This is a genomic window from Kangiella sediminilitoris (genome assembly GCF_001708405.1).
Taxonomy (GTDB): domain Bacteria; phylum Pseudomonadota; class Gammaproteobacteria; order Enterobacterales; family Kangiellaceae; genus Kangiella; species Kangiella sediminilitoris.
Window position 1 is genome coordinate 1,796,649 of sequence record NZ_CP012418.1, and the last position, 21,431, is coordinate 1,818,079.

At 43.2% G+C, this 21,431-nt stretch carries 23 protein-coding genes; 6 read left to right on the forward strand and 17 right to left on the reverse strand.

All coding sequences use genetic code 11. From position 1 onward, the window contains the following. Nucleotides 1–2: 2 nt before the first annotated feature. The 13 genes from lpxA to rpsB all read right to left on the reverse strand — a co-directional run bounded on the left by lpxA (nt 3) and on the right by rpsB (nt 12,793). Nucleotides 3–761, reverse strand: a complete 759-nt coding sequence (lpxA, locus tag KS2013_RS08305) for an acyl-ACP--UDP-N-acetylglucosamine O-acyltransferase (protein ID WP_068992383.1) — start codon at nt 759–761, stop codon at nt 3–5. Next, complete coding sequence (gene fabZ, locus KS2013_RS08310; protein ID WP_407656646.1) at nt 758–1,231, reverse strand: 3-hydroxyacyl-ACP dehydratase FabZ; 474 nt, start codon at nt 1,229–1,231, stop codon at nt 758–760. The genes lpxA and fabZ overlap by 4 nt, the downstream gene beginning before the upstream one ends. Beyond that, complete coding sequence (gene lpxD / locus KS2013_RS08315) at nt 1,224–2,270, reverse strand: UDP-3-O-(3-hydroxymyristoyl)glucosamine N-acyltransferase (RefSeq protein WP_068992385.1); 1,047 nt, start codon at nt 2,268–2,270, stop codon at nt 1,224–1,226. The genes fabZ and lpxD overlap by 8 nt, the downstream gene beginning before the upstream one ends. A gap of 21 nt (nt 2,271–2,291) precedes the next feature. Beyond that, the gene (locus tag KS2013_RS08320; protein WP_068992389.1) at nt 2,292–2,792 is read right to left on the reverse strand and encodes an OmpH family outer membrane protein; all 501 of its coding nucleotides are present in this window, start codon (nt 2,790–2,792) and stop codon (nt 2,292–2,294) included. Between the two features lie 18 nt (nt 2,793–2,810). Continuing rightward, a complete protein-coding gene (gene bamA / locus KS2013_RS08325; RefSeq protein WP_068992392.1) occupies nt 2,811–5,285 on the reverse strand; it encodes an outer membrane protein assembly factor BamA in 2,475 nt (824 codons plus the stop codon). A gap of 10 nt (nt 5,286–5,295) precedes the next feature. Then, the gene (gene rseP, locus KS2013_RS08330; RefSeq protein WP_068992395.1) at nt 5,296–6,639 is read right to left on the reverse strand and encodes an RIP metalloprotease RseP; all 1,344 of its coding nucleotides are present in this window, start codon (nt 6,637–6,639) and stop codon (nt 5,296–5,298) included. A gap of 18 nt (nt 6,640–6,657) precedes the next feature. Then, nucleotides 6,658–7,872: a 1-deoxy-D-xylulose-5-phosphate reductoisomerase gene (gene ispC, locus KS2013_RS08335; RefSeq protein WP_068992398.1), complete on the reverse strand. Its 1,215-nt coding sequence runs from the start codon at nt 7,870–7,872 to the stop codon at nt 6,658–6,660. A gap of 15 nt (nt 7,873–7,887) precedes the next feature. After that, the gene (locus tag KS2013_RS08340) at nt 7,888–8,766 is read right to left on the reverse strand and encodes a phosphatidate cytidylyltransferase (protein WP_068992400.1); all 879 of its coding nucleotides are present in this window, start codon (nt 8,764–8,766) and stop codon (nt 7,888–7,890) included. 4 nt (nt 8,767–8,770) lie between these two features. Next, nucleotides 8,771–9,502, reverse strand: a complete 732-nt coding sequence (locus tag KS2013_RS08345; RefSeq protein WP_068992404.1) for an isoprenyl transferase — start codon at nt 9,500–9,502, stop codon at nt 8,771–8,773. Nucleotides 9,503–9,598: 96 nt separating this feature from the next. Then, complete coding sequence (gene frr, locus KS2013_RS08350) at nt 9,599–10,156, reverse strand: ribosome recycling factor (RefSeq protein WP_068992407.1); 558 nt, start codon at nt 10,154–10,156, stop codon at nt 9,599–9,601. 97 nt (nt 10,157–10,253) lie between these two features. Next, nucleotides 10,254–10,970 carry a UMP kinase gene (gene pyrH, locus KS2013_RS08355; protein ID WP_068992410.1) on the reverse strand — a complete coding sequence of 239 codons (717 nt, stop codon included), beginning with the start codon at nt 10,968–10,970 and terminating at the stop codon, nt 10,254–10,256. A gap of 39 nt (nt 10,971–11,009) precedes the next feature. Further along, nucleotides 11,010–11,876, reverse strand: a complete 867-nt coding sequence (gene tsf, locus KS2013_RS08360) for a translation elongation factor Ts (protein WP_068992413.1) — start codon at nt 11,874–11,876, stop codon at nt 11,010–11,012. Between the two features lie 185 nt (nt 11,877–12,061). After that, complete coding sequence (gene rpsB / locus KS2013_RS08365) at nt 12,062–12,793, reverse strand: 30S ribosomal protein S2 (protein WP_068992416.1); 732 nt, start codon at nt 12,791–12,793, stop codon at nt 12,062–12,064. Nucleotides 12,794–13,203: 410 nt separating this feature from the next. Here rpsB and KS2013_RS08370 point away from each other — a divergent pair, with 410 nt between their 5' ends. From KS2013_RS08370 to KS2013_RS08385, 3 genes are all read left to right on the forward strand, one after another. Then, nucleotides 13,204–13,665: a methyltransferase family protein gene (locus tag KS2013_RS08370; RefSeq protein ID WP_068992419.1), complete on the forward strand. Its 462-nt coding sequence runs from the start codon at nt 13,204–13,206 to the stop codon at nt 13,663–13,665. A gap of 590 nt (nt 13,666–14,255) precedes the next feature. Further along, on the forward strand, nt 14,256–14,495 hold the full coding sequence (locus tag KS2013_RS08380; RefSeq protein ID WP_068992425.1) for a hypothetical protein: 240 nt from the start codon (nt 14,256–14,258) through the stop codon (nt 14,493–14,495). 195 nt (nt 14,496–14,690) lie between these two features. Continuing rightward, a complete protein-coding gene (locus KS2013_RS08385) occupies nt 14,691–14,900 on the forward strand; it encodes a cold-shock protein (RefSeq protein WP_068994498.1) in 210 nt (69 codons plus the stop codon). A gap of 106 nt (nt 14,901–15,006) precedes the next feature. Here KS2013_RS08385 and KS2013_RS08390 read toward each other — a convergent pair whose 3' ends face one another. Next, nucleotides 15,007–15,381 (reverse strand): hypothetical protein, encoded by a 375-nt coding sequence (locus KS2013_RS08390; protein WP_068992427.1) that lies wholly within the window; start codon nt 15,379–15,381, stop codon nt 15,007–15,009. 272 nt (nt 15,382–15,653) lie between these two features. Here KS2013_RS08390 and KS2013_RS08395 point away from each other — a divergent pair, with 272 nt between their 5' ends. Both KS2013_RS08395 and KS2013_RS08400 read left to right on the forward strand, forming a co-directional pair. After that, nucleotides 15,654–16,001, forward strand: coding sequence for a hypothetical protein (locus KS2013_RS08395; RefSeq protein WP_068992430.1), 348 nt, complete (start codon nt 15,654–15,656; stop codon nt 15,999–16,001). Nucleotides 16,002–16,076: 75 nt separating this feature from the next. Continuing rightward, the gene (locus tag KS2013_RS08400) at nt 16,077–16,505 is read left to right on the forward strand and encodes a DUF3617 domain-containing protein (RefSeq protein WP_068992433.1); all 429 of its coding nucleotides are present in this window, start codon (nt 16,077–16,079) and stop codon (nt 16,503–16,505) included. Between the two features lie 395 nt (nt 16,506–16,900). On the opposite strand, the gene KS2013_RS08410 is transcribed toward KS2013_RS08400, so the two are convergent. From KS2013_RS08410 to katG, 3 genes are all read right to left on the reverse strand, one after another. Then, nucleotides 16,901–17,548, reverse strand: a complete 648-nt coding sequence (locus tag KS2013_RS08410) for a glutathione S-transferase family protein (RefSeq protein WP_068992439.1) — start codon at nt 17,546–17,548, stop codon at nt 16,901–16,903. Nucleotides 17,549–17,592: 44 nt separating this feature from the next. Further along, nucleotides 17,593–18,144, reverse strand: coding sequence for a hypothetical protein (locus tag KS2013_RS08415; RefSeq protein WP_068992442.1), 552 nt, complete (start codon nt 18,142–18,144; stop codon nt 17,593–17,595). A 150-nt stretch (nt 18,145–18,294) separates the two neighbouring features. Further along, a complete protein-coding gene (gene katG, locus KS2013_RS08420) occupies nt 18,295–20,520 on the reverse strand; it encodes a catalase/peroxidase HPI (RefSeq protein ID WP_068992445.1) in 2,226 nt (741 codons plus the stop codon). A 262-nt stretch (nt 20,521–20,782) separates the two neighbouring features. Between katG and tmpT the strand changes: the two genes are divergently transcribed. Further along, the gene (gene tmpT / locus KS2013_RS08425; RefSeq protein ID WP_068992448.1) at nt 20,783–21,424 is read left to right on the forward strand and encodes a thiopurine S-methyltransferase; all 642 of its coding nucleotides are present in this window, start codon (nt 20,783–20,785) and stop codon (nt 21,422–21,424) included. Nucleotides 21,425–21,431 lie beyond the last annotated feature (7 nt).

The window sequence follows — 21,431 nt, forward strand, 5'->3', positions numbered from 1 at the left end:
TATTATCTTAAAATACCGCGCTCTACTGATTGAAGAAACTCAACCAAGTAGTCAACATTCCGGTCCTCTAACTGTGACATTTCCGCAATCGCTTCATCCATTTTTAGGGATTTGCGATATAGGAAACGGTAGGCTTTTTTCAGCGCGCTTATTGATTCTGAGTTAAAACCTCTACGTTTTAAACCTTCTGAATTAAGTCCGAAAGGAGCGTTTTCTGCCACTAGTACAAACGGAGGAATGTCTTTGCTTATCGAACAGTCCATTCCGACGAATGCATGTGAACCTATTTTGCAGAATTGATGTATCTTCGCGAAACCAGACAGGATAACAAAGTCACCCACTTCTACGTGGCCTGCTAAGGTAGCATTGTTTGACATGATGATGTCATTGCCCAACCTACAGTCATGGGCAATGTGTGTGTAAGCCATAAACCAGCCATCGTCTCCAATGCGAGTTTCACCGCGGTCCTGAACCGTGCCGCGATGTACAGTACAGCACTCGCGGAATACATTACCATTACCAATAATGGTTTTGGTAGGCTCTCCAGCATATTTCTTATCTTGGTTTTCGACGCCTATCGAAGAAAACTGGAAAAAACGGTTATTTTTCCCAATTTCAGTATGGTCTCCAATGACAACATGAGGACCAACGACAGTCCCTTCCCCAAGACTCGAGTGAGCACCGACAATTGAGTATGGACCTATTTCTACGTTTTCCGCAATTTCTGCGGTTGGATCAATAATGGCAGTTTGATGTATCACACTATGTCCTTTCGAGCACACATTAAATCAGCTGAGCAAACGACTTTGCCATCCACGCTAGCTTTTGCACTGAACTTCCACATGTCACGTTTACGTTTAATTACTTCAACTTCCATCAGAAGTTGGTCACCCGGCTCAACAGGTTTTTTGAAACGGGCGTTATCAATACCTACAAAGTAATACAAAGAATCATCGCTTGGCAAATCCTCTGTCGTTTTGAATGCCAGAATACCCGTTGCCTGAGCCAGAGCTTCCAGCATCAAAACACCCGGGAATACTGGGCGGTGCGGGAAATGTCCCGGGAAGAAGGGTTCGTTTACTGTAACATTTTTAATCGCAGTCAAACTTTCCCCAGGCGTATAATCCAATACGCGGTCAATCAATAAAAACGGATAGCGATGAGGTAAATGTTTCATTACCTCGTAGATATCCATACTGTTCATTTCATTTGAGTTGTTATCGTTACTCATTATCATTATCTCTATTTTGTTTCATTTGAAGCATCTCTTTCTCAATCTGCTTCATTTTACGCCACATATCATCCAACTGGCGGAAGCGAATAGCGCTTTTTTGCCAACTTTTGTTATCTTGATACGTTGTTCCTGAAGAGTACGCACCAGGTTTGGTAATCGACTTATTGACGAATGTTGTTGCTGTAATATGAGCATTATCACATATCGACAAGTGACCTAAAATACTCACTCTACCAGCAATGGTACAGTGTTTCCCAATCACTGCGCTACCTGCAATTGCGGTACACCCCGCAATTGCCGTGTAATCTCCGATCTTCACATTATGAGCTACATGGATATGATTATCCAGCTTTACGCCCCTGCCAATTTCAGTGTCTGCCATGGCTCCGCGGTCAATAGCAGTATGAGCGCCAATTTCGACCTCATCTCCAATATTAACCCCTCCAACCTGCGGAATTTTTACCCATTGTCCTTTTTCATTGGCATAACCAAAACCATCAGAACCAATTACTACATTGGCATGAATAATACAGTCACGTCCCAATGTAACGCCATGGTATAAAACTGTGTTCGGATAGACTCTTGTGTTCTCACCAATCAGGCAGTTCTCACCGATGTAAACACCCGCCTCCAGCATTGAACCAGACTTAATAACAACACCCTCAGCGATTACTACATTCGCCCCAATGGAGACGTTATCACCAAGTTTTACCCCTTCCGCAACTACTGCAGAGGGATGAATACCGGGTTGTGGCCTTGGGGTAGAGTCAAACAGCTGGGATACTTTAGCAAAGCCAAGGTACGGATCTTTCATCACCAGCAAATTCCCCTCCAACCCCTCTGCTATTTCAGGAGTTACTATCAGAGCGGAAGCCTGTGAAGAATGAGCATGTGATGCGTATTTAGCCTGATTAATAAAGCTAATATGATTTTTTTCAGCCTTATCTAACGGCGAAACCGCAGTAATAATTAACTGCGGTTCTCCTTTGAGCTCAGCACCGATGGCTGAAGCTATTTCTTGAAGTGTTTTTTGCAAAACTACTCCTTAGCGAAATAATTATTTCGATAGTTCTTGTAACACCTGGTCTGATACGTCTTGAACCCCAGGACCGATATAAGGCACAGCTCTACGATCTACCAGCATGTCAAAACCGCCATTTTTAGCTACTGTTGTAACAGCTTCTTGTAGCTTTTGACCCAGCTTTTTCATTTCTTCCTGGCTACGACGTTTAAAGTCTTCCTGGTACGCTTCTTCTTTAAGCTTAAAGTCAGAAGAACGTTTCTTCAGGTCACGCTCAGTCGTTGTACGCTGGCTATCAGACATTGTTTTAGCGTTGTTTACGTATTTAGTTCTGTCATCTTCAAGCTTTTTCAGCTCTCTTTCAAGCTGATTTTTACGACCATCAAACTCTTTGGTCAAAGTTTCTTGAATCGCTTCACGCTCTGGAGTTTTAGCCATAATGTAATTGGTATCAATAACTCCTACTTTTGTTTCTGCGCTTGCCATTGCAGGAAGCATCATAAGGCTCACAAAAAATGCAAATACTATCTTTTTCAAAATCTTTCTCCAGTTTAATTAAAATGTTTTACCAATATTGAATGTAAAGGTTTCTGTATCGTCATATGGTTGATTTTTTAACGGACGAGACAGACTAAATTGTAGCGGCGCCATCGGCGAGTACCACTGTAACGAGATACCGTAGGATGCTCTGTAATCGTTATACTCCGCAAAATCTGGAACATAACCTAATTGACTGTTTGGGCTAACGCGAAGACTTTCAAACTCTGATACGTCAAACGCAGTATCCCATACATTCCCCACATCCACAAAGAGGCTCGTTCTCACACTTGAGCTATCGTCTATAAATGGTGTTGGGAATATTAACTCGAAAGAGTTCAGGAACTTTGCATTACCACCAATGGAATAGCGGCTTATTGCAATCTGATCATACTCTTCCGGCAAGTATACAGTCGTATTACCTGAACCGGGCGTTGAACCTGGAACTGATACAGAGCTCCTGAAGCGTTGAATATCTCTTGGGCCGACCGTATTTGGCTCAAAACCACGCAGAGAGCCACTACCACCAGCATAAAAGTTCGTAAAATATGGAAGAGCGTCTGTATCGCCTAATCCATCACCATATGCCATTCCTCCTCGTACCGAGAAGATCCAGTCATTATCTTCACTAATTGGGAAGTAATAACTGTAGTCATACGTAGCTTTATAATACTGAAGGTCACCAATTTCTGTTCCCACTTCCAAACGCCAGCTATGATCAACACCCTTGGAAGGGAATATGGCTCGATTCAGACTATTGTAACGGAAACCAACATTTGCTGAGACAATATCAAAATCGACCTTGGAATCAGCTCTTGCATCAGCCCCTAGAAGCTCAAAGAAATCAATCACACGCTGTGAGCTCGTCACAGGTGACGTCAGTGAGTTTTCAGAATACCTGCCACCAATACTAAAGCTGGAGAACTCTCCAGTAGGGAAGTAAAAAGTCGAACCCAAAGCTGTGGTATCAAGACTCTGAGCAATGAGGTTCAGCTTACTGTAATCCGTTTCACTGTAATTTAATGTTGTATTTAGGCCAATTCCGTCTTGGGTAAAGTAATTATCGGTATAACTGATATTGGCACTTTTTACCGCTTTATTGGTATTAACTCCAATGGAAGCTGAGTTACCTGTTCCTAAAAAGTTCTGGTGAGATAATTCGCCATTAATACTAAAACCGTAGAAATCGTTATAACCAAATCCGCCGGAGATTTGCGCCGCGTTACGTTCTTTTACGGTGAAGTTAACATCCGCGCGATCTGTTGTACCCTCTTTCTTAACGGTATCCACTTTCACATCTTCGATGAAAGGAAGTCTCTGAAGTCGTAATTTTGTCCTTTCAACCTGGGCAGATGATAAGGCCGCACCTTCTGTAACACGAGCCTCTCTACGAAGAACATTTTCATCCGTAGTAAGATTGCCTTTAAAATTGACGTTATCAACATAGTAACGTTCGCCCGGGTCAACAATCACCGTTAATTTGGCTTCAGCAGTGTCTTCCTGAACTTCAGGCATTGTCCTAACCTCAGCGTAGGCATAGCCATATAATCCCAGTAACTGCTTAATTTGTTCTTCAGCAAAAGTCATTGCAGCTGCTGAGTATACATCACCACTCTTTAAAGGAATGAGACGGCGAATAGCTTCTTCTTTTACCGTGAAGTCTCCAATAATATCAATGTCAGATACTTTATAAATCTCACCCTCACTCATGCCAATGGTGATATAAATATCTTCAGCATTTTCAGAAAGCGAAATTTCGGTAGAGTCCACTGAAAACTTTAGGTAACCTCTATCTTTATAATAAGACGTTAACGTTTCCAGGTCTTTTTCCAGGGTATTACTCGAGTACTTATTATCATCAGTAATAAAGGTGAATAAACCGCCTGTGCTTAGTTCAAACTGGGAGATTAACTCTTCATCTGGAAATATATTATTACCGATTAAATTAAACTCTTTTATTCTTGCAGAACCGCCTTCCTTAATATTAATTCTCAACTGTACACGGTTACGGGATAATTCAACGACCTTCTTTTCCACATCCAAGTGGTAGTGGCCGTTTGAGAAATACTGGTCTGCTATACCCTGCTCAATTTTATCTAAAACAAAGTTGTCCAGAACCTCGCCCTTAGCAATACCGGCATTTTTCATACCATCTTCTAGCTGTTCTGTCTTTAAGACTTTGTTACCTTCAATGATAATGCTTGAGATAATTGGCCGCTCAACAACGATAACTTTTAGTGTATCACCCTCTTTTTCGAGTTTAACAAAGTCGAAGTTACCTGTACGGTAGACCGCACGAATAATCGATGGTGCCCGAGCGTCATCGATTGTTTCGCCCACTCGAATGGGTAAATCAGTAAAAAAACTACCCAGGGAAACACGCTGCAAACCTTCTACTTGTATGTCCTTAACTTCAAAAGGCTCTATGGCCTGAGCCTTACTAAATAATCCCGCTAAAACTAATGCAGTTACCGTTTTTCTTATCAAATGCATCTAATTATCTCTATTGGTTTAATCGATCTATATCAAAAAATAGCGCTACAGCCATTAACGTCAGCAGTAATATGATGCCAACTCTCATCCCAAGTTCCATAATTCTTTCAGAAACTGGTTTTCCGCGGATCAACTCGGCCAGATAATACATCAGATGCCCGCCATCGAGCATAGGAATCGGCAGTAGATTAACAAAGCCCAAGTTGACGCTTATCATAGCGAGATAAAGCAAGAATGCAACCATCCCCGCCTGAGCTGTCTGCCCCGCCCCCTGTGCGATTCCGACAGGTCCACCTAAGTTTTTGATGGATAATTTGCCAGTAACTAATTTACCCAGGAAACTGGTAATACGCTCGACCATCTGCCAGGTCTCCTGAGAGCCCTTTCCGAGGGCCTCAAAGAACCCATAATGAATGGTGTTATAGCCAATGAATGCTGCACCAACACCAAGCACACCCTGATCATTGGTCCCCGGTCTCAAGTCTGGAGTTACTGTCAAATCAATTAAAGAACCGTTTCTGTTAATTTGTACCTGTAACTCCTGCTGAGGATTGGAGCTTATAACTTGTCCCATTTCGCTCCAATACTCGATAGGCTCGCCCTCAATGCTGACAAAACGGTCACCGACCTTTAATCCGGCCCTTTCGGCAGCACTGCCCTCAGCAACCACACCTATTTCGGCTGGGCCGTCCACGCGGCCAAATTCCAGGCCTAATGCTTTAAATAAATCCCGTTGCTCATCGGGCTCCTGCCACTGGCTAATATCCAGCATGACCGTTTTCGTTGACTCTTCTCCAACGGGCTTAACGACTACTTCAAGTTGTGTGTCATCACCAATATGATCCAGTAAGGCAAAGAGACTATCCTGTAAGCTCTTCACTGGTTCACCGCCAATGGATATCACTTCACTTTTTTCAGGAAAATTAGCACTGGCTGCCGGGGTATCAGGGTAGACATCTGTAACAAACGGCTTACCAACGGATATGCCCAGCATAAAGACAAATGCATATATCAAAATGGCTAGTAGGAAATTAGCCATAGGACCGGCCAGAACTATCAGAATCCGCTTCCATACCGGCTGCCGGTTAAAAGCATAGGGCAAGTCATTCTCTGCAACCTGCCCCTCACGCTCATCCACAAACTTAACGTAACCGCCCAATGGTATCGGTGCGATACAAAACTCTGTCCCGTTCTTGTTAAAACGACTCCACAGAGGCTTTCCGAAGCCAACAGAAAAGCGCAGTGCCTTCACACCTAGTTTTTTAGCGACCCAATAATGCCCCCACTCGTGGAAGGTCACCAAGATGCCTAGCAGAATTAATAAGCCGAAGATACTCCAAATTGCAGTGGTCACTCTGTATTTCTCACCTGATTACGAATGAATGGTCATGTCTTGAATTAAATCTTGTGCAAACTCTCTGGCTTGCTCATCAGCGGCTAAAATTGCCTCCAAGCTTAATGCCTTAGCATACTCTGTGGAAGTTAATGTTTGCTGAATAACCTCCGCAATTTGAGTAAAAGCAATACTTCTATTCAGAAAAGCTTCTACCGCAACTTCGTTGGCTGCATTAAGTCTAGCTGGTGTATTGCCACCCTGCTCCATCGCCTGACTTGCGAGGGACAGGCAAGGGTAACGTTCTTTACTGGGACGATCAAAGGTTAACTGACTAATTTCCATAAAATCGAGCGGAGCCACACCTGCATCAATTCTCTCCGGAAATGCCATAGCGTGTGCTATTGGGGTTCGCATATCAGGATTACCCATCTGTGCTAACACCGAACCATCCTTATAACGAACCATGGAATGAATAATACTTTGCGGATGCAGTACCACCTCTATCTGCTGCGGCATAACATCAAACAACCAGCAGGCTTCGATCAACTCCAGCCCTTTATTCATCATCGTCGCAGAGTCCACAGAGATCTTCCGCCCCATATCCCAGTTAGGGTGAGCGCAAGCCTCCTCTGGAGTAATACTGCTAAACTCCGATAAGTCTTTATGCAGAAAAGGTCCGCCAGAGCCTGTCAGAACAATATTATGGATGCCACAATGTTGGATTCCTTGCTGGACGAAATGTTCCGGCAGACATTGAAAAATAGCATTGTGCTCACTATCTATCGGTAACAAGGTTGCTCCATGGGATTTAACGGCATCCATAAACAAAGCACCTGACATTACCAGCGCTTCCTTATTAGCCAGTAAAATCTTCTTACCCGCCTCAGCTGCCGCTAATGTTGGCAATAAACCCGCAGCTCCAACGATTGCAGCCATGATGGTATCAACACGCTCGTGGCTGGCAACGAACTCCAGACCATCAGCACCATGCAAAACAGTCGTATTTAACTTATTGTAAGTAAGAAACGACTCTAGTTCCTGCGCCAACTCTGGATCTGGCATTACCGCATAAACAGGCTCAAACTCCTGGCATTGCAGTTTGAGCTGCTCCAGGTTTCGATGAGCCGTCAATGCAAAAACCCGGTATTTATCCGGGTGACGTCGAATAACGTCCAAAGTACTGGTACCGATTGATCCTGTCGCACCTAGGATACAGATGTTTTCAAGTGACTGTTGGCTTGACTCGCTCATAAATAACTCTTTGCCCTAACCCAGCAGCTTTAGCCACAATACCCCGGCAACATAGAACGGTGCTACAGACAGGGTGCTATCCAAACGATCCAGTAAGCCACCATGGCCGGGAAGAATGTTACTGCTGTCTTTTATCTCAGCTTTACGTTTCAGCATACTTTCGAAGAGATCACCGATTACCGACAGGATGACCATTAAGACCACAAAAGTGACCAATTGTGTCCATTTAAAATGAAGCCCCAGTGCAACAGAAACCACAATTCCTAAAATGACAGCCAGAATCAATCCTCCAATAGCACCTTCCCACGTTTTATTGGGGCTAACGACGGGTGCCAGTTTTCTTTTACCAAAGTTTTTACCGGCAAAGTAAGCACCAACATCTGCTCCCCAGATAATAAAGAGCATCAATAGAAGCATCCATGAGCCCGTGTAGTAGTTTTGCGCGATATCGAAGCTTCTAATAAGAACAATAGCCAGCCAGGCCGCGGCTAATATGGCAATACCAAGCAATGCCCTAAGCCAAGGGCCACGAAACAGAACTCGCCCACCCTTTGGATAGACTATGACAAGAACAGCAGCTACTACCCAGATCATTAACGCCACAAGTAATAACTTAAATGGATATAATTGATGCCACTGTTGCGGGATCTCTGCTAATTCGAAGAACTGATTACTATATAGCTGGTATCCCAACGACCCAATGGCTGCCAGAACCATAATGATAAAAACGGCTCTCAAGACGCTGCCTGCCTGTATAAGTTTAGACCATTCCCAAGCAAGGATGCCGAACACCGGCACCAAAATAGCGGAAAATATCATTAAATTCGGTAAAAATAATAAACACGCCACCAAAGGTAGCAATAAAACAGCAGTGATAATTCTTTGTTTTAACACTGATTTAGTCTCCTTTATCTGCTGTTGTCACCTGCTCTCCGGTCTTCCCAAAACGGCGCTGGCGCTGATTAAAGTTATTAATTGCTTGCTGCAAAGCCTCTCGATCAAAGTCTGGCCATAGCTTCGGGCTAAAATACAGTTCAGAATAAGCCGCCTGCCATAACAGAAAGTTACTAATTCGCTCCTCGCCACCGGTGCGGATCAATAAATCCGGAGCTGGGCCACCCGACGTCACTAGATGCTCCTCAATAGATGCTTCTGTGATTTCCTGTCCCGCCTCTGCTAACTTCTTCGCCGCCTGGACTATATCCCAACGACCGCCGTAGTTCGCAGCTATTTGCAGAAAAAGCCCATCATTACCGGCCGTTAACGCTTCAGCTTTATCAATAGCTTTTCGTAATGCCTTATCGAAGCCGTCCTTATCACCAATAACAGTTAACCTGACATTGTTCTTGTTCAGTTTTTTCGACTCGTTTTTCAGACTTGTCGCGAACAGCTCCATAAGGAAACTGACTTCGTCTTTAGGGCGATTCCAGTTCTCGCTGCTAAAGGCAAATAGAGTCAAATATTTAACACCCAACTCACCGCAGACCTCGGCCATCTCACGTGCACGCTCCATCCCGGCCTTATGACCAAAAACACGCTGTTTTCCCCGAGCCTGAGCCCAGCGACCATTGCCATCCATAATGATAGCTATATGCTGTGGGATATTAGGTTGTGTTTCGTTTTTTGACACTGGTTGAGCCTTACATTCAGCGAATTAGTTAGTATATACGAAAACGCCGTGAAAAGATTCACGGCGTCAGAAGTCATCAAGACTAATGCAGTCGAATTAGATCTCCATTAACTCTTGCTCTTTTTCCTCTAGAAACTCATCAACTTTAGCCACTTTAGCGTCAGTCAGTTTCTGAATTTGCTCTTCTGCACGACGTAAATCATCTTCTGTGATTTCTTTTTCTTTTTCTAACTCTTTTACCGAGTTGTTAGCGTCACGACGAATGTTACGGATCGCTACTTTAGCATTTTCAGCTTCACCACGAACAACTTTAATAAGCTCTTTACGACGCTCTTCATTTAAAGGAGGCATGGTGATACGGATGACCTGACCCGCAACGTTTGGCGTTAAACCAAGATCGGACTTTAAAATAGCCTTTTCTGTGTCTTGAATTGCACCCTTGTCAAAAATCTGAAGAACCAATGTACGGCCTTCTTGTACGCTGATGCTGGCTACCTGATTAATCGGAGTTTCAGCACCATAGTAAGGAACTGTAATATGCTCAAGCAAGCTAGGATGTGCGCGGCCTGTGCGAACTTTTGCAAGATCGTGCCTGAAAGACTCAATGGTCTTATCCATACGCTGGTCGGCATCTTTTTGAATGTCATTAATCACAGAATTATCTCCTACAATTGCTTGTTATAATCTTAATGTGGCTATTATGCCTGATTAACCGCTTGATTCAACGATAAAAGCAGTAGCTACTCCCTGCTTAAGGGTGTATCAGCGTACCTTCATCTTTACCCATCACAGCATTCTCAAGCGAGCCTGGCTGGGTCATATCGAATACTCGGATATTTTTATTGTGGTCACGAGCCAGGCAAAATGCCGTTAAGTCCATTACTGCCAGCTCTTTATCTAACGCTTCTTTGTAACTTAAACGATCGTATTTAACCGCAGATTTATCTTTAGCAGGATCTGCCGAATAAACACCGTCGACCTTGGTTGCCTTAAGAATCAACTCGGCTTCAATTTCAATCCCACGCAAGCATGCAGCTGTATCTGTAGTGAAGAACGGATTGCCTGTTCCAGCACAGAAAATAACAACACGTCCTTTATCTAAAGCGTTAATAGCACCACGACGAGAGAAGCCCTGACAGACACCATCGATTGGCATCGCCGACAGCACTTTTGCTGGCTGGTCGATACGTTCAAAAGCATCCTGTAGAGCAAGTGAATTCATTACAGTCGCCAGCATGCCCATGTGATCACCGGTCACACGGTTCATGCCAGCTTCTGATAATTTCTGGCCACGATAAATATTACCGCCGCCAATAACTACGCCGACCTGAATACCTTGCTCACATAACGATTTTATTTCACTGGCGATTCTTTCGAGAACCAGAGGGTCGATTCCGAACGCCTCTTGCCCCATTAAAGCTTCGCCACTCAATTTTAATAAAATACGCTTGTAAGCTAAGTCGCCCATAGTTTTTCCTTCTTCTTAAATAGTACTGCTTGTCAGCAATTACTTCTTCATTTGAGCAGCAACTTCAGATGCGAAGTCGTCTTCTTTCTTCTCAATACCTTCGCCTACTTCAAAGCGAGTGTAAGAAGCAACTTTTGCACCTTTTTCTTTCAAAAGCTGACCAACAGTCGTAGAAGGATCTTTAACGAAGTTCTGACCTTCTAGAGTGATTTCATTAACGAACTTCTTGATACGGCCACCCATCATTTTCTCAACGATGTCTTCTGGTTTACCTTCCATATCAGGCTGAGCCTTAATGATTTCTTTCTCACGGTTGATAACTTCAGGATCAACGTCGTCAGCCGTGTTGAACTGAGGGTTGCTTGCAGCTACGTGCATCGCGATGTCACGAGCCAAATCTTCGTCACCGCCTTCTAGAGAAACTAGAACACCGATACGACCGCCGTGAACGTAAGCACCAAGAGTGTCACCTTCAACTTTAGCAACACGACGAACAGTGATATTCTCACCGATTTTCGCAACCAGGTTAGCTCGCGCTTCTTCAACAGACTCGCCAGAAGGCATTGTTGCAGCGTTTAGAGCTTCAACGTCAGCTGTACCGTTTTCTAGAGCAACGTCAACAACTTCAGAAGAGAACTTCTTGAAGCTGTCATCACGCGCTACGAAGTCAGTTTCAGAGTTAACTTCAACCAGTACGCCTGTGTTACCTTCTGATTTTGCAAGGATAACGCCTTCAGCAGCCACACGACCTGCTTTCTTGGCAGCTTTCGCCTGGCCAGATTTACGCATATTGTCGATTGCAGTTTCAATGTTACCGTCAGCTTCAACCAACGCTTTTTTGCACTCCATCATGCCAGCGCCAGTGCGCTCACGTAATTCTTTAACTAATGCAGCAGTAATTGCCATGATAGTATCTCCGATAGATTAGTCTGCTGTTCAGGTTCAGCAGAAAACTTTAATTAGAAAAGTCTACACCTAAGTGTTTAAACCTTTATGAAGCTCTATAGCTTATTGAATATAAAGGCTTTTGATCGAGTTTTTTTCAAAAAAGGGGGCGACGCCCCCTTTCTCAATCTCGACAGGGTCAGCGATTACTCTTCGCCAGCCTCTTCAACAAACTCGTCGCTGTCAGCAACTGTGTTGCTTTGCTTACCGTCTAGTACCGCGTCAGCAACTGCTTTACAGTACAAGCGAATAGCACGGATCGCATCATCGTTACCTGGGATGATGTAATCGACGCCTTTCGGGTTAGAGTTTGTATCAACAACAGAAACTACTGGGATACCCATTTTGTTAGCTTCTGCAATTGCAATGCTTTCGTGATCTGCGTCGATAACGAACAATACGTCTGGAAGACCGCCCATGTTCTTGATACCGCCGATAGAAGCTTCAAGCTTCTCCATTTCACGTGTACGCATCAACGCTTCTTTCTTAGTCAAACGATCGAACGTGCCATCTTCAGACTGTTTTTCTAAGTCTTTCAGACGGTTAATAGAACCACGAATCGTTTTGTAGTTAGTCAACATACCGCCTAACCAACGCTTATCGACGAAGTACTGACCACAACGAGTCGCTTCTTCTTTAACGATATCCGCAGCAGCACGCTTAGTACCAACGAAAAGGATTTTACCTTTGTTAGCAGCGACTTTACCTAGATAGTTCAACGCGTCGTTGAACATAGGTACTGTTTCTTCAAGGTTGATGATATGGATCTTGTTACGCGCACCAAAGATATATGGACGCATTTGAGGGTTCCAGAAGCGAGTTTTGTGACCGAAGTGCACGCCCGCCTGTAGCATGTCACGCATACTAACTTTAGACATAATAAAATTCTCCGAATTTCGGGTTAAGCCTCCGCAAATCCCATTTCCCGACCCCAACCAGTGTCTTAATAAAAAGTCTTCTGGAGGAGCACCCCGGCAAATGTGCCGATCTGCGTGTGTTTTAAGTAAATAATCGTATTTGCAGCTCAATAATTGTACGGGTTTAGACGCACTTTCGAGCCACGGCGCGCTTTATACCATTTTTCAGGGTACAAGGCAATATTTTTGGGTGATTTAGCGCTAATTTTCCCTGCAGAGAACCGGGGGGGGAACTTTACCACTTAACGATTTGTGATTGTTACGCAAAAGCCCGAATCTAGTATATGAAGGATGAATCTTGACGTAATACGTACCAAATTTCTAAAAGAAGTCTGGTAAGATTGGCAAAATTTCACATAAATATTATAGAAATGAATTCACTCGAACTTAAAATTCCACCAGTTGCACTGGTTATTATCGTTGCTGCTAGTATGTGGGGCGTGTCACGCCTGACCCCAAGCTGGAGCTTTGATTTTCAGGGTGCGACTTGGTTAGCAACAGGTATTGGGTTCATTGGTTGCTGTATTGCGGCTCTTGGCGTTTGGGAATTCGGCAGAGCTGGTACCACGGTCGATCCTCGTGTACCTGATCAGTCTGAAAAGCTGGTTGTGAGTGGTGTCTACCGTTTCAGTCGCAACCCGATGTATTTGGGGTTTCTTCTGATATTGTGCGCCTGGGGATTAAAACTAAACAGCCCGCTAAGTTTGCTGTTACTCCCCATTTTCGTCTTGTACATGAATCGGTTTCAAATCATTCCGGAAGAGCGATGGATGATGAATAAATTTGGTGAGTCATACGACAAATACAAGTCACAAGTTCGCCGCTGGATTTAATACAAAGGGAGTGCTTATTTAATGAAGGGATTGCGGTTTTACTTTCCACTTATAGCATTGGTAACAGTTGCTTTTGCTTTGACCATTTACATCAGTTTTATTGAGCAAACAGATTGCGCGGTCATTTTTAATACCAGCGTTTCTTTGCTTGCCTTGCTGGAATTATGCTTCTTATTGCCTGCCATTGTCTTTATTACTTCTTTATATTTTTGCTACTTTAGTTATGCCTCAAGTAGTGGTGAGGATCAGTTTCCCCCCAAGAGTGTGCCATGGCCAAAAAAGCTCAAGGTGCTAAAAGGTCGTAGAGCTAAATTAGCCAAAGTATCGGGGTACCTATTCCCATTATTTGCGCTAGCAATAGTCTGGCTAGGAGTTTCGACTTTCAGTGCAATATCTGAAGGCCTCTCAATACCAGAGCTAAACACTCAGATTATAAAACAATGCTGACCCATTACAGGCTTAAGAGGAAAGCCATAGTGGAATTGAAGCCAGAGTCATAATTCGTAACAAAAGCTAATCATTCAATTCTTGCAACCATAATCCAATAAAACTATGGTTATTTAAAAGCAAACTTATTCAAGGATGGACCTATGCCTTTACCGTGGAAAAAATGGATTATTCAATATGCAATGATGGCAGCTGTACTGTTTGTACTTTTAGCTGGAGTTCAGTACCTCAAGGGAAAAAGTATAGATTACTCTATTGAATTTGGAGTTTTATGGGCGCTAATTACTTCTACTATTTTCCTTGCGACACGAACCTATTACTTTAAGAAAAACATCGCCTGTCAGGTATGTAACGATTTACCCACTGAGAAAGAAAGCGAATAAAAGTGAAATATAAGTAGACAGGGGGTCATAAACCCTATACTCTGGTCACCAGCTAGAAAGAAGTCTCTATTTTCATCCTACATTTCATTGTTTTATTATTAATTCTTTGTCCTGCAGTTTCTAAATATCAGTCTCCATTTACAGCTATTCATGCCTCATGAAGGCACAATTATTTTTAAGTTACAGGATATTATTATGTCTAACACAGTGAAAGGAACCGTTAAGTGGTTCAACGAGTCAAAAGGTTTTGGTTTTATTGAGCAAGAGTCTGGTCCAGATGTATTTGCACATTACAGCTCAATTAGCAGCTCAGGTTTCAAAACTTTGGCAGAAGGTCAGCAAGTTGAGTTTACTCTTACTGACGGCCAGAAAGGCCCACAGGCTGAGAATATTGTAGCGCTTTAATTAGTTAGCTAAGTATTCAAAAGGCAAGTCTCTTGAGGCTTGCCTTTTTTTATGGGACTTTATTATTTTGAAATAGCTGAACGGAGCTTATTAGTTAATATTTCTGTTAATGCGAATCTACGCTATCCATCACACCGAACATGGCACCAAGAAGTAAAAAAGGTAGCAGTACAATACCACCTAATACCGCCAAAGTAGTCATACCCCCATCAATTGACTCGACTTCTACTTTCTCAATATCTGCAAATGGTATGGTAACTGATGTCAGGGGGTCCTTTACCAGCGAGCCGGTCACCCTGTCCTGTTCAACACTGACGACCTTCATATCGATAATGCGGCCGCTTTTCTCATAAATTATGATGCGATCCTTGAACTGAATTTTGCTATTTGTCTCTTCGGGAGGCACCGGTTTCATGCTGGTACAGCTAATCAACGAAAGGATACAGGCCCAGACAATAAACAAACGATTACTTGCCGTCATACACTCTCCTCAGCAAAACCAGCGAAATACAGGGTATTCCTGACGTTTACTAAAGAAATTACTCCTTTTTTGTAAAAAACACAATCAATATAGCTTCCCTTAGAATAAGGTTGATAGCCTGACTCCATGAGTTTAAATATTTCTTTGTAACGATTGGAATCACCATCACAACACGATAGGCTTACTCTTCCCTGCTGAAAACAATGAGGTTGGGTAACGCTCGACTTGGATATATATCGAAGTCAATTTCTACTCTACACCCACTCTAACTTATGAATAAAAGTGATAAAAAAATAGAAAAGCAGATAATTAGCACTCTGACCGAAGCTTGCCACATTCTTTCGGACTCTATTGAAGGCTTTGAATGGTTAACTCACATGGTGGACTATAGGCATTATCCAGACTCATTACTGGTCGTTTGTATTTTTGATAATGACCAATCGCTCTCAAAAGCGATACAAGAACACCAGGATAGCTTTTTACGGTCTTTAATTACGGAAAAGCTACAGGCGATTAACGTCCCGGTTAAGAATAGCCGAAAACAGATCACCTTTGATACCGAAGAAGCCTGTGACAGACATCATGGTGGTAACTGGTCTAGACGTTTTGAGAGCTACTGATGTTGTATTGGTATTTTTCCTAACAAAACGGTAATCTAGATATCTTCAAACATTAAGGATTCATGGAGTGAAATAATGAAGACACAAATATTCTCAGGGCTCATCGCGCTAACAGTTTCTTTTTCAGCACTGTCTGAAGGCCTGGAAATCAATCCCGGCTTATGGGAAACCACCATGACAAGGACAAACCCCATAAGTGGTGACAATGTTACTCAGACTACTAAGGAATGCATAAAAGAAAAGACCATTGACCCATCGGATTTAGTACAGGAGATGGAAGGCTGCAAGCTAACTCATAACGATCTGGTTGGAAACACTTTAGACTTTGCTATGGAATGTAGTAGTGAAGGGGTAACCTCAAGCATCTCTGGTAATTATGAAGCTAATGATAACGAGGGTGAAGGTTCAATGGATATCGCCATGAACATGATGGGCCAGGTAATGGAAATGAACATGAGCTGGACCTCGAAACGACTTGGCGAGTGCCCTAACCTAGAAGGATAATAGTTTGTTTACAAAGGAAGGAACATGTCTCTAACGGTATTAATTATAGGCTGCTTTTTACAGCTTATGTTCGCGGGCTTCCAATTTATGTTTGTGGTTTCCAGCGCGTCTGGAGCAACCATAACACATCAAATTAAAGGCTTTAAGTTAGCGTTACTCAATGCTTTCGTTTTCATACTGCCGTTATCAAGTCTCACAGTAATCATACTGCTAATATTTTTCTACAGTAATAACTCCTCTTATTTAACCAATTGGTGGCACGCTATTCCTGTGATCTTATCTTTTGTGTACCTAGCTTATGTAACCGTTCTAACAAAAGGCAAACCAAAGGATTTTACTCGGACATAATTATACCGACAGTTCAGGCTTTAGAACTGTCGGTTTCTATACGTTCTTTAACCACCCTTTTCAGCTTCAGCTATCAGCTGCTCATCAATCTTCTTCGCCGCTATAAATGCCGAACGCTGTACCAGTCTATCTGAATACTCTTTGAATCCAGGGCGTTTATCCATAGTACCGAAGAAAAGCCCCCACAAGATATGAGAGCCAACATATACATCAGCAGCAGTAAATTCATTACCAGCAATATAGGGTGAGTTTTGAAGACGTTCTGATAATACATCCAGAACCCTATCATAAGAACCGTAACCAACCATTGTCTCCTGCTCTTTCTTGACGGTGACATCAAGAGAGCGATTAACAAGCGCAGCTTCCAGCGGCCCTGCACTAAAAAATAACCATCGATAATATTCTACTCTGTTATCCAGAGATGGAGCCAAACCCGCCTCAGGAAAGGCATCAGCTAGGTAAGCGCAGATAGCAGCACACTCTGTTACCACTTTTCCATTATGGACGATGGTAGGTACTTTACCCATGGGGTTGATATTAAGATACTCCTCGCTTTTCATTTGGCTTCCGTATTGCAGTATTTCCTGTCGATACTCGGCTCCAACTTCCTCCAGCATCCATCGGGCAATTTGTCCTCGTGATTGTGGATTTGTATAAAAGATAAGATTACATTCTGGTGAGCTAGTTACAGGCATTAGAGCTCCTTACTTTCTTATATAATTCAATGAGTTCTTTCATTTTAACGTATAATATTCATCATTATTTGAAATAATATAGGGAGCAGCACAAACAAAGCGGGTATGGCTAGCACGCCCAATGCAATCAGTTGGAAAATTTTGGGATTACTAGAATTCCCCCAACGCTTCCACTCAACAAAGATCATTCCAATTAACTGAATTAGCATACATAACATACCCCACATCCCAAGTGGGACGCCCGAAATAGTTCCGCCTCCCTTTGCTTGTGAAGCAAAATACCAGAAAACACCAATACCAATTAAAACGAGAAAATTGGCAATAGCCACGATAACAATTCCTGCCAACCTTTCTCCTTCCTCATGTACGGGAAGCAAACCTTTTTTCCAGATCCAAAAACCTATGATAGGCAATGAATTAACCAAAAGAATCCCAATGAATCCCAGACCTCCGAGCCCCATTACAGAAAAAGAAAATTTATAAAATAGTCCAAAAATTATTGTGAATAAAGAAAATGGGCTAAAGGTAAAATATAAGAGGATGGCAAAAAAGTAATGAAGATTGGCTACAACGGTCCCTCGATAATTATTATCCATTTTTTTAAGTTCCTTTTAATCTTTAATATTTAATTTTTATTATCGTAGACCCTAACAAAACTTTATGGTGGGCACAATTAAATTTGTCCAGCTTAAGACCAAAAAAAGCCACCCGAATGGATGGCTTTTTTGTTGACGTAAACAGAAAACTTAAAGATCAAAACGATCCAGCTGCATTACTTTTACCCACGCATCGACGAAGTCATTTACAAATTTTTCGTCAGCATCATCAGCTGCATAAGCTTCAGCAACCGCTCGAAGTTCTGAGTTTGATCCAAAGATCAAATCAACAGGAGTCGCCGTCCACTTAACCTCACCTGTTTCCCGATCATGACCTTCATAAATACCAGCTGTGTCAGACTTCGACCATTTGGTATCCATGCTCAGTAAATTAACGAAAAAGTCATTACTAAGCTCACCCGGTTTATCCGTAAAGACACCATGATCGGCACCACCGGTATTGGCGTCCAATGCACGCATACCACCCACAAGAACCGTCATTTCAGGAACCGTTAATGTTAGAAGGTTTGCTTTTTCAACTAACATCTCCGCTGGTGACATGCGGCTTTCTGCACTGAAGTAATTACGGAAGCCATCGGCATTTGGTTTTAAGTGACCAAACGACTTAACGTTTGTTTGCTCCTGCGTTGCATCGGTGCGTCCTGGCTCGAAGGGTACAGTAACTTCATAGCCCGCATCTGCGGCTGCCTTTTCAATTGCTACAGCACCACCCAGCACAATCACATCAGCCAGTGAGACTTTTTTACCGCCAGAGAGATCGTCGTTAAAATCTTCTTGAATATGTTCTAGGGTGGATAAGACTTTTGACAACTCTTTGGGGTTATTCACAGCCCAGCTTTTCTGCGGGTCTAGTCTAAGACGAGCACCATTGGCTCCGCCGCGCATGTCTGTGCCGCGATATGATGATGCAGAAGCCCAGGCGGTTCTCACAAGTTCAGGAACCGTTAAACCAGAGCCCAGGATTTCTTCTTTCAGATCAGCGATATCACCTGCATCAATCAACTTATGATCGACTTCTGGCACAGGGTCCTGCCACATTAAGACTTCATCTGGAATCTGATCACCGACATAGCGAGCACGGGGGCCCATGTCGCGGTGTGTTAACTTGAACCAGGCTTTTGCAAACGCAAGCTCAAATTCCTCAGGGTTCTCCTGGAAACGCTTAGCGATCTTTCGATACTCAGGATCAAACTTTAACGACAGGTCAGTGGTAAACATGATTGGGGCATGTCGCTTACCCTCAATATGCGCGTCTGGAACTAAGTTGGAAGCCTGTCCATCCTTAGGTATCCACTGAGTGGCTCCAGCTGGGCTTTTTGTTTGCACCCACTCAAAACCAAATAGATTATCAAGATATTGAGTTGTGAAAGCTGTTGGATTGACCGACCAGGCACCTTCCAAACCACTGGTAACGGTATCTTCTGCATTCCCTTTACCACATTTGTTTTTCCAGCCCATACCCTGTTCTTCTATACCAGCTGCTGCAGGCTCAGGTCCCAAACATTCATCTGGCTTGTGCGCACCGTGCGCCTTACCGAAAGTGTGGCCGCCTGCTATCAGTGCCACCGTTTCCTCATCGTTCATTGCCATTTGACCGAACGCTGTGCGTATATCTTTCGCCGCTAGCAATGGATCCGGCTTTCCATCTGGGCCTTCTGGATTGACGTAAATCAACCCCATCTGAGTGGCACCAAAGGGCTTTTTCAAATCACGTTTAGAGCGATCACCATGGAAACGATCCGCTGCCAACCACTCATTTTCTGGCCCCCAGAATACGTTATCCGGCTCCCAGTCATCTTCACGGCCACCAGCGAAGCCAAAGGTCTCAAAGCCCATATCTTCCATTGCCACTGTACCGGCAAGTACCATCAGGTCAGCCCATGATATTTTACGACCATACTTTTGCTTCAACGGCCACAATAAACGACGAGCCTTATCTAAGCTAACGTTATCCGGCCAGCTGTTCAGTGGCTCGAAACGTTGCTGACCACCGCCTGCTCCACCGCGCCCATCGTAAACACGGTAAGTACCCGCACTGTGCCAAGCCATACGAATAAAGAACGGTCCATAATGACCATAGTCTGCAGGCCACCAATCCTGTGATGTCGTCATCAATTCCTTAAGATCTTTCTTTAGAGCGTCAAGGTCTAACTTTTCAAACTCATCGGCGTAATTAAAATCAGCGCCGTAGGGGTTGGACTCAGGTGTATGTTGACGTAAAGGCTCTAGATTTAATTTTTCTGGCCACCAGTTATGACCAGTCATACTTTGTTCCTTAGCATTAGCTGAACTAACCATCGTCATAGAAGAAAAGCTCAAAGCTATTACGAGGAATGGGATAGTTTGTTTACGCATGAGATTGGCTCCTTTGATTTAATTCCCAAGCTACTGTTCAAGTATAGCGCTAAGCCTTTGATCCCTATATTTTTATAAACTATAGACTACATAGATTTTATTCATTAATAATTATAATCCAAAGCACACTTCAGACAAAGCCAGACTAATACCGCCCTAATCACCGATGACGGCTTAACTTGCTAAAACGATTAGACCTTACTATCCTCGGTAGTAATTAATTCATAAGCTATGTTTAGATTAAAATAGTAAGGAGTATTCTTTGGATCCCTCATTCTGGCAGGATAAATGGCACAGTAGAGAAATTGGCTTTCATCAAGGCCATGCCAATGCATTACTGATTAAATACTTTCCATCACTACGCTTACACCCGGGTTCTCGAATCTTTGTCCCTTTATGCGGTAAAACGCATGACATACATTGGCTACTGTCAAAAGGCTGTCATGTTGTCGGCGTAGAACTCAGTGAGACCGCAATAAAAGAGTTATTTGAGGAGCTTAACCTGGAACCATCCGTCACATCATCAGAAAATCTAACCCACTATCAAGCCGACCGCATTGATATTTTTGCAGGAGACATTTTTGAGCTCAACGCAGATACATTAGGAGCTGTTGATGCCGTTTATGATAGAGCAGCATTAGTAGCGCTACCTGAATCAATGCGTAAGGATTATAGTCAGCAAGTCGAAAGCATAACCTACAAGGCACCACAATTATTAATCACCTTTGAATATGACCAAAACGCGCTGAGTGGCCCTCCTTTTGCAATCAGCGAATCGATGCTCAAAAGTTATTATGAAGCCAGTTATGGTATCGAGCTATTGGAAACAGAACACGTTGAAGGTGGCCTGAAAGGCGAGGTTGAAGCTAAAGAAAGCATCTGGTTATTAAGCCCTGCCAATTAGTACTTTT